This window comes from Clostridium chromiireducens (genome assembly GCF_002029255.1).
Taxonomy (GTDB): Bacteria; Bacillota; Clostridia; order Clostridiales; family Clostridiaceae; genus Clostridium; species Clostridium chromiireducens.
This window is the reverse complement of record NZ_MZGT01000126.1, coordinates 1-8,517: the sequence shown is the minus strand read 5'-3', so window position 1 is coordinate 8,517 and position 8,517 is coordinate 1. Positions and strand designations below refer to the sequence as shown.

General features: G+C 32.8%; 6 protein-coding genes and 1 pseudogene. 1 reads left to right on the top strand and 6 read right to left on the bottom strand.

What is annotated here, in order from left to right; genetic code table 11:
- Together CLCHR_RS25110 and CLCHR_RS25550 are read right to left on the bottom strand one after the other, a co-directional pair.
- The coding region (locus CLCHR_RS25110; RefSeq protein WP_139376288.1) for a DNRLRE domain-containing protein at window positions 1–1,728 on the bottom strand (1,728 nt) is incomplete at its 3' end.
- A gap of 202 nt (window positions 1,729–1,930) precedes the next feature.
- Window positions 1,931–3,256: a DNRLRE domain-containing protein gene (locus CLCHR_RS25550; protein ID WP_079442307.1), complete on the bottom strand. Its 1,326-nt coding sequence runs from the start codon at window positions 3,254–3,256 to the stop codon at window positions 1,931–1,933.
- A 309-nt stretch (window positions 3,257–3,565) separates the two neighbouring features.
- On the opposite strand from CLCHR_RS25550, the gene CLCHR_RS23280 reads away from it, so the two are divergent.
- Window positions 3,566–4,745, top strand: a protein-coding gene (locus tag CLCHR_RS23280) for an IS3 family transposase (protein WP_139376287.1) whose coding sequence is annotated in 2 segments (ribosomal slippage) — window positions 3,566–3,855 and window positions 3,854–4,745 — 1,182 coding nt in all. Because the reading frame shifts where the segments join, the coding sequence is not laid out codon by codon here.
- A gap of 226 nt (window positions 4,746–4,971) precedes the next feature.
- Here the strand turns inward: CLCHR_RS23280 and CLCHR_RS23275 are convergent.
- The 4 genes and pseudogenes from CLCHR_RS23275 to CLCHR_RS23260 all read right to left on the bottom strand — a co-directional run.
- Entirely contained in the window at window positions 4,972–6,372 is a 1,401-nt protein-coding gene (locus CLCHR_RS23275) for a glycosyltransferase (protein WP_079442305.1), read from the bottom strand.
- Between the two features lie 174 nt (window positions 6,373–6,546).
- Window positions 6,547–7,488, bottom strand: a complete 942-nt coding sequence (locus CLCHR_RS23270; protein ID WP_079442303.1) for a DNRLRE domain-containing protein — start codon at window positions 7,486–7,488, stop codon at window positions 6,547–6,549.
- A 166-nt stretch (window positions 7,489–7,654) separates the two neighbouring features.
- A complete protein-coding gene (locus tag CLCHR_RS23265; RefSeq protein WP_079442301.1) occupies window positions 7,655–7,948 on the bottom strand; it encodes a hypothetical protein in 294 nt (97 codons plus the stop codon).
- 116 nt (window positions 7,949–8,064) lie between these two features.
- Window positions 8,065–8,517, bottom strand: a pseudogene (locus tag CLCHR_RS23260) (TPR domain-containing glycosyltransferase); the annotation flags it as partial.

Here is an 8,517-nt window from a genome sequence, read left to right as displayed (position 1 = left end):
TATTCCAGTATCGCCAGTAGATCCTGTTGCACCAGTATCGCCAGTTGGACCAGTAACACCTGTATCGCCGGTAGGTCCGGTAACTCCGGTATCACCTGTAAGTCCTGTTGCACCAGTATCGCCAGTTGGACCAGTAACACCTGTATCGCCGGTAGGTCCGGTAACTCCGGTATCACCTGTAAGTCCTGTTGCACCAGTATCGCCAGTTAGACCTGTTGCTCCGGTATCACCTGTAGCTCCAGTTATTCCAGTATCGCCAGTAGATCCTGTTGCACCAGTATCGCCAGTTGGACCAGTAACACCTGTATCGCCGGTAGGTCCGGTAACTCCGGTATCACCTGTAAGTCCTGTTGCACCAGTATCGCCAGTTGGACCAGTAACACCTGTATCGCCAGTAGGTCCGGTAACTCCGGTATCACCTGTAAGTCCGGTTGCTCCAGTATCACCAGTTAGACCTGTTGCTCCGGTATCACCTGTAGCTCCAGTTATTCCAGTATCACCAGTAGGTCCTGTAACTCCAGTGTCTCCAGTAGGGCCGGTAATTCCGGTATCACCTGTAGCTCCAGTTATTCCAGTATCGCCAGTTGGACCTGTAACTCCGGTGTCACCTGTAGGTCCTGTTGCTCCGGTATCACCTGTAGCTCCAGTTATTCCAGTATCACCAGTAGGTCCGGTAACTCCAGTGTCTCCAGTAGGGCCGGTAATTCCGGTATCACCTGTAAGTCCGGTTGCTCCAGTGTCACCAGTAGGTCCAGTTATTCCAGTATCACCAGTAGATCCTGTTGCACCAGTATCGCCAGTTGGACCAGTAACACCTGTATCGCCGGTAGGTCCAGTTACTCCAGTATCGCCAGTAGGTCCTGTTGCTCCGGTATCACCAGTAGGTCCAGTTATTCCAGTATCACCAGTAGGTCCGGTTACTCCGGTATCTCCAGTAGCACCGGTTACTCCAGTATCACCAGTAGGTCCGGTTGCTCCAGTATCACCTGTAGGTCCAGTTACTCCAGTATCGCCAGTAGGTCCTGTTGCTCCGGTATCACCAGTAGGTCCTGTAACTCCAGTGTCTCCAGTAGGTCCAGTTATTCCAGTGTCTCCAGTTGGACCTGTAACACCTGTATCGCCGGTAGGTCCGGTAACTCCGGTATCACCTGTAGAGCCGGTTGCACCAGTAGCGCCTGTAGCACCTGAAGTTGAAGAGAATTCTATACTAAGAAATGGTCGTTGAATTGCAACAGACCATTCTTTTGAAAAATATCCTATGATAGTGTCAATTACATTTTCAATGCCAACTAAGGTTACACCATTATTTATTATTGAACCATTAATCCAATCTATTACTAAACCGGTGATATTAATACTTACATAACTATTAACATTTGCATCTGTAACATTTTTCGAGTAAATTGTTGGGTTTATTGCAGGCGCATTGTTCCACGTAACTGTAGTTTCAGAAAAGTTGCTTGCATTTGTAAACACACTGACAGGTTGTGGAGACAAAACGGCATCAGGTAAATCTTTTCTAAAAATAAATAAATTTAAAGAAGCACTTGTTATAGTATTACCTGGTGGAATAGCATTAGTTAAATCAAACTTTAATAGACTTCTAAATAAGTCATTAGGTTGAACAAATCTTCCTGTATATAGGAGAACTGAAACACCATAATTTGTATTTGGATTTAATAATGAGATATAAGCATCTGCAATGGGAATAAGATTCACAGTAGGCATTGCATCATCTCCTCGCTTTTATTTATCTGTGGTTCTTATATAGATAATATCAAAATTAGTTACTATATTATATGTACAATTGTAATGAATGGCACAATGAAATAAATAGTTGAGTTTGAAATTAGCCTACTATAAAGCAAATGGTTATATTGGAGAAAAATTAAAAAAACCTCTGCTTTACGGCAGAGGCAATATTTTAATACTAATCTAATTTTTTAATAGTCATTTGTGAACCAACTCCCGGAGCTAATGTCATTACTAAAGGAGTTGCTGAATTATTTCTTAAAGTGATTACATCTCCAGCAGCTAGAGTTAATATAGCGCTTCCAAATAATTCACCTGTAGCAACTAAAGCAGTGATAGGAGTAGATGGATCAACAGTACCATTTACAGCAATCGCAATTTGTGAACCAACACCAGCTGTTATACTTATACCATAATTAATTTCATAAACGCCGGCACTTACTACGGTGACTACAGTACTACTTGGTGTATGAATTATGCCAGATAAAGGTCCATTATTAGAGAAAGGAACGTCTGCACCACCAACAACAGTTGAATCGGCTATTGTTGCAAGTTCATATACATAGCCATCAGCAGCTAGACCTGCACCAGTATCGCCGGTAGGACCTGTAACTCCAGTGTCGCCGGTAGGTCCTGTAACTCCAATGTCTCCAGTAGGTCCTGTAACTCCAGTATCTCCAGTAGGTCCTGTAACTCCAGTATCACCAGTAGGTCCTGTAACTCCAGTGTCGCCAGTAGGTCCTGTAACTCCAGTGTCTCCAGTAGGTCCTGTAACTCCAGTATCTCCGGTAGGACCTGTAACTCCAGTATCTCCAGTAGGTCCTGTAACTCCAGTATCTCCAGTAGGTCCTGTAACTCCAGTATCTCCGGTAGGTCCTGTAACTCCAGTATCTCCGGTAGGACCTGTAACTCCAGTATCTCCAGTAGGTCCGGTAGGACCTGTTGCTCCAGTAGATCCAGTTCCTCCTGATGAAAATTCTATACTAATGAATGGTCTTTGTGTTTCAACTGCCCACTCCTTCGAGAAATAACCTATAATGGTGCCAATTACATTTTCAATACCAGTCAATGTTACACCAAAATTTGTTGCTGGATTATTGATCCAATCTATTACTACATTTGTTATATCAATACCTATATAATTGCCAACATTTGCATCAGTAACATTCTTAGAATAAATTGTCGGATTTATAGCTGGTGCATTATTCCACGTAACTGTAGCTTCAGAAAAGTCACTTGCATTTGTAAATACGCTAACAGTTTGCGGAGATAAAACAGCATCTGGTAGATCTTTTCTAGAAACAAATAAATTTAAAGAAGCGCTTATTATAGTGTTTCCAGGTGGAACAGCATTAGTTAAGTCAAATTTTAATAAACTTCTAAATAAATCATTAGGTTGAACAAATCTTCCTGTAAAAAGAAGACTTGAAAATCCAAAATTTGTATTGGGGTTTAACAATGAGATATATGCATCTGCAATTGGACTAAGAATTACGCTAGGCATTGTGTCATCTCCTCAATTTTCTTTTGTTTTCAAATTACTTAACTATTATATAGTTGTCTAATATAATATATGTAATATGCTTAAAAATGCTACAATTATGATAAATGACTATAATATACAGATTTTTATTAGCACTTTCATTTTATAAGTTATATATGGACAGTTTCATCTATAATTTTTTAAGAGTAAATATGCTTAAAAATAAGTGTTTTAAATCTTCATGGCCTTCAAACCCGCATTGGTGCTAGTATAGTTTTATGGACACATTTGGAGAATAAATTATAATTGAAGTAAGAGAGGTGTGTCCAAATGAGAAAGAAAAGCTATACGGAAGATTTTAAGAAAATAATAATTGAAGTTTATAATACCGGAAAACCAATTAAAGAGATTTGTGAAGAATATGGCGTGTCAACAACATCACTTAATAACTGGATTAATCAAGTTCAACCAAAAGAAAAGATTTCAAAAAAGCCTATAATAACTACTAATAAGAACAAAAATAATGAAAAAAAAGACCAAAAAGATATTGAAGAAATTTCTAAGTTAAAAAAAGAAAATGAAAAAATTAAAATGGAACTTGAAATCTTAAAAAAAGCTATGCCATATTCTCGCAAGACCACGAGATATAATTAAGTTTATTGATGATAATAAAGAGAACTATCCAGTAAGGGTTATGTGTAGAGTATTACATATGCCTAAGAGCACTTACTACAAATCTCATCATTACACTCCGTCCCGAAGGGCGTTGGAAAATGAAAATTTAAAACAAAATATATTTAAGATTTATACTGAAAGTAACCGTAGGTATGGTGCGCCTAAAATTCAAAAAATCCTTGAACAATCAGGCTATTATATTAGCATTAAGCGAGTTCAAAGATTTATGAAGCAATTAAATATCCATTCAATAGTAATTAAGAAATTTAGACCTGCAAAAGTTAATAGGAAAGTTATAGAACGTGAAAATCTACTTAAACAGGATTTTACAGCTACTAAAATAAACGAAAAATGGGTTGGAGATATAACCTATATTTACACTTTAAAAGACGGCTGGTGTTATTTAGCATCTGTTATGGATTTGTATACAAGAAAAATAATAGGTTACTCATTTTCAAAGACAATAGATTCTTCCGTAGCGATAGCAGCTTTAGACAATGCATATAGGCTTCAGCAACCCGTCGGTTCTGTTATTTTCCACTCTGATCTTGGGGTGCAATACACAAGTACAGAGTTTATTAATAGATTAAAAAAATATAGAATGAAAAGCTCCAATAGCAGAAAAGGGTGTCCTTATGATAATGCATGCATAGAGTCTTTTCATTCTATTTTGAAAAAAGAACAAGTCAATAATGTTCAATACTATGATTATGAAAGTGCAAAACTAGATATATTTGTATTTATTGAGTCGTGGTATAACCGTAAAAGAATTCACGGCTCTATCGGTTATATTACTCCGCAAATGAAAGAGGATCTAGTAAGGCTGATAATTTAATAAAAAATGTGTCCAAAATATTGAACTAGGTCCAAGATACCTATAAATCTTTGAAAAAATATAAATATATGAAGATTTTTTCATAATTACAAACTTTTAAATGAGGGGCTTAACTAGAAATAATAATTATTTTTATAGTTTTTCGGAATATTATTGACCTTGAGGTTACAAAAATATTAATTATTTCGGTAATTTACCACATAAATCTAACTTCAAAGCTGTTTATCTATATAAAATTATTGTTTTGAAACTTAGCTACATACTGGTAGGACATAAAAAAGCCTTTCATATTACTTCCAACAATATCACATATTTGATCTAAAAAATTATTATCTTCTTGTGATATTTCTTTAGAGTAATGAAATATCAATGGATTTATATATCCACATTCCTCGAATATTTTTTGTATATCTGGTAACGTGAAAAATTTAGTACACTTTGGATTCAATATGGAATCGTGGTTATAGATAAAATTTCCCTTTAATAAACCCTTTATAACAGAATAATGCATTAAATTTGGTATTGTGGCGATTATATATCCATCCGGCTTTAAATATTTCTTTAACTCAGTTAGTAATTTCCATGGATCCTTACTAAATTGAAGTTTATTTCCAATTATTATATAATCAAAAAAATTAGTTTTACTTTCTTTGAAATTCATAGTATAGTTTTCTTCAAAATCTTGAGTTATTGTTTCTATTATTTTTTCACATATTTTGGCTACATTTTTATTTGGCTCTATCCCATACAGCATTGCATTAGGATACATATATTTTAATTTAAGCAGGGTAGACCCCAGACCACAATTAAATTCAAGAATATTTGAATTTTTTTCTCTTAGTTCATTTATACGGCTTATAATATCAAATTTTAATAAACTTTCTAAATTAGAATTGAAGCCCCATTTTTCTTCAAACTTATGAGCATTTATTTTTAGAATGTTATTAAATTTAGCATAATCACTCTTAAAAGATGTGCTTCCAAAATGGTGTATGAAACTATCATTACAAACCATAAGTTTATATCCTGCTTCTATAATTCTCATACATAAATCGTCATCTTCAAAATTTCCAGGAGTAAACCTTTCGTCCAAAGGTCCAATTTGATTAATAATATCTCGTTTAATTAGCATACAGAAGCCTACTAATCTAGATTTTTGTTCCCACTTATAAGGATCAGAAATATTATTTTTATCTGCAAAATCAATCATATTTTCAATATCTGTATACGGAACACTTATTGCTTGATAGTTAGAACAATTATTAGTAATACATGAAGCGGCTCCAATTTTGTCGTCACTATATAGGCATATTTTAAGATTATCAAGCCACCTTGGTGAAACTTTTGTATCATTATTTAAAAGTAAAATATCATTTTCCTTGTCAGCAATATCTATTCCAAGATTGCACCCCTTTGGAAAACCTAAATTTTCATCATTTAATATAAGTTTAATATCTGTTTGTTCCTTAAGCCATTCTCTAGTTCCATCTGTTGAATTATTATCTACAATAATTATTTCATAAGTGTTGCAGACAGTATATTGTCTTATGCTATTAAGACATATACGAGTATAATTAAGATTGTTGTAGGTTAATATTATTATTGAAGTCTTTTTATTTTGAAACATTAATTTAATATCTCCTGTGATAAATTAGTATCATAATTATTTATTCATAAACATTATTAATAGAATAGTAGTATTATTACTCTAATAAGTATTTTATGAAAATTAATATAAAACGTACCTCTTGCTTCGAAGCTATTCATAGAAATAGTTACTTAATGATTTAATTTTAGTTCACTATACGGATGCAGGTCCTTTATATGAACCATATAAGTATACATTTTCTGTATCACCAGGTTGAGCTCTAGGAATAACAGCAATATCATAAGTTTTATCTATATGAAGTGATTCATTATTTAAAGAATTATCGTATTCATCAGTTACATAATAATTATCTTTTTGTCCAGTACCTATTCTAGTTATTTCAAGTTTCACAATTATATAATATAGTGATAATGATGCTACGGTTCCTGTAACTCTTACCTGCCTAACAGTAGGAGTAGGAATGGGTTGAGGGTTACAATTGTTTTTACAAATTTCTTTGCAAACTTTAATTATAATAGCTTCAAATTCCTCTTTGCACATACATATACATTTTTTACTACAATCGTCTTTCGAACATTTGTCAGAAAGAGAACATCCATATTTAGATGTTTTTTTGGGGAGAGAATATTCATAATTTACCATTATAAATGGTACAAGATAATTATCGGAACTTTTAACTGAACCAAAGCTTATAATTACTTCTCTATTTTTTCCGTATAGAATCATACCTTTATTTTTGCTATTTGGCTTGTTTTTTACCCATGACGAAATAATAGTAGTGATATTTACTGTTACCGATATTTTTGACGTTAATGGATAAAAATTTATTATAGTATAATGATCATAATCCGGAGGATTGTTATAAGTTGTATATGTGCTGAAATATTCACGTAGAGGACTTATAGAGAATTTTTTTGTATCATCGTTGCAAAATTTATCAACCTTAAAAAGTATAAGCTCTGCATTTGATATTATAACGTCACAAGGTATCGATGAAATATCAAAAAATAAATAACTATAATACTTATATTTATCATCAGAACCTACTGTTATTATATCTTCATTTAAACTTTTATCAGGGTATTTATTCGTAACTGTGAGACTCTTAATAGCTGGAATTAGAATACTTTTCATTCTAGTATCTCCTAGTGTATATTAATATAATTACTTCAACGCAATACTTAATTTGTCGGAAATAAATTCCAATGAAGTTTAATATATATATTTTCATTGGAATCTATTTTTGTTTTTAATCTTTAGTTATCTTTAAATAGTATTTTAAAAAGCCTAATTTATACTATTATAATAAGTCTACTTGACCTACAAGAGCTCCAAATGAAGTGAAGGTAGCTAAATCACTGCTAGAAATCATTGGAACAACAGCTATAGTTAAACTTTCGCTAATTGAACTTGGTGAAGCAGTTGGATTGATATACTCTTTAGTTAAATAAAAATAATCTGTATTTGAATTATATCTACAAACTGATATTTGCATAACCTCTACAAAAGCTGTATTAGGCGGTACAGTTCCAATTACGTTAACATATCGTCCTGAAGCTGATTGTGGAGTATCAAAATCACTAGTAAAAGCCATTGTTTATCATCTCCGTATATTTTATTTAGAATTAACATAACTCTAATATAATATATGATAGTTATAAAAAATAGTGAATAAAAAACAGTGAATAATGCGGTTTTAAATATTTTCTATTACTTTTGGGATAATAAAATTGTTTGCATCATTCGGAGGGCATCAGCATCTATCATTTCATGTGTTTTTATGGAGCGCATAAACTCTTTATAAGCAAAACTAAAATAACCATATTTATAATAGAGCTTACCTAAAAGCATAAATATACTATCATCATCAATAAGATTTAAAAGCTGTACAGCTTTTTTGAATTGATTAAAACAATTTGCTCTTAATAATACTTCTAGTAAATTAAATATTGGTTTTATAAATTTTTTAGAGTTTTCTTTGTCATCTGCTAATTGGATATATTTATTTTCTTTGATTATAGAAATAAAGGTTTTATAAACCATAGTTTCTTCAGGTTCGTTAAAATTTTGGGATATATTTAGTAAACTATCTGCCTGCTCATAGTTTTTAATGAATAATTCACATAATATACTACAATAAATAGCGTTATTATAATTATTTTC

Excerpts from the sequence above, each read along its gene's own strand:
- CLCHR_RS23270 (WP_079442303.1), bottom strand. The coding sequence starts at position 7,488 with ATGAAAAGTATTCTAATTCCAGCTATTAAGAGTCTCACAGTTACGAAT.
- CLCHR_RS23275 (WP_079442305.1), bottom strand. The coding sequence starts at position 6,372 with ATGTTTCAAAATAAAAAGACTTCAATAATAATATTAACCTACAACAAT.
- CLCHR_RS25550 (WP_079442307.1), bottom strand. The coding sequence starts at position 3,256 with ATGCCTAGCGTAATTCTTAGTCCAATTGCAGATGCATATATCTCATTG.
- CLCHR_RS23265 (WP_079442301.1), bottom strand. The coding sequence starts at position 7,948 with ATGGCTTTTACTAGTGATTTTGATACTCCACAATCAGCTTCAGGACGA.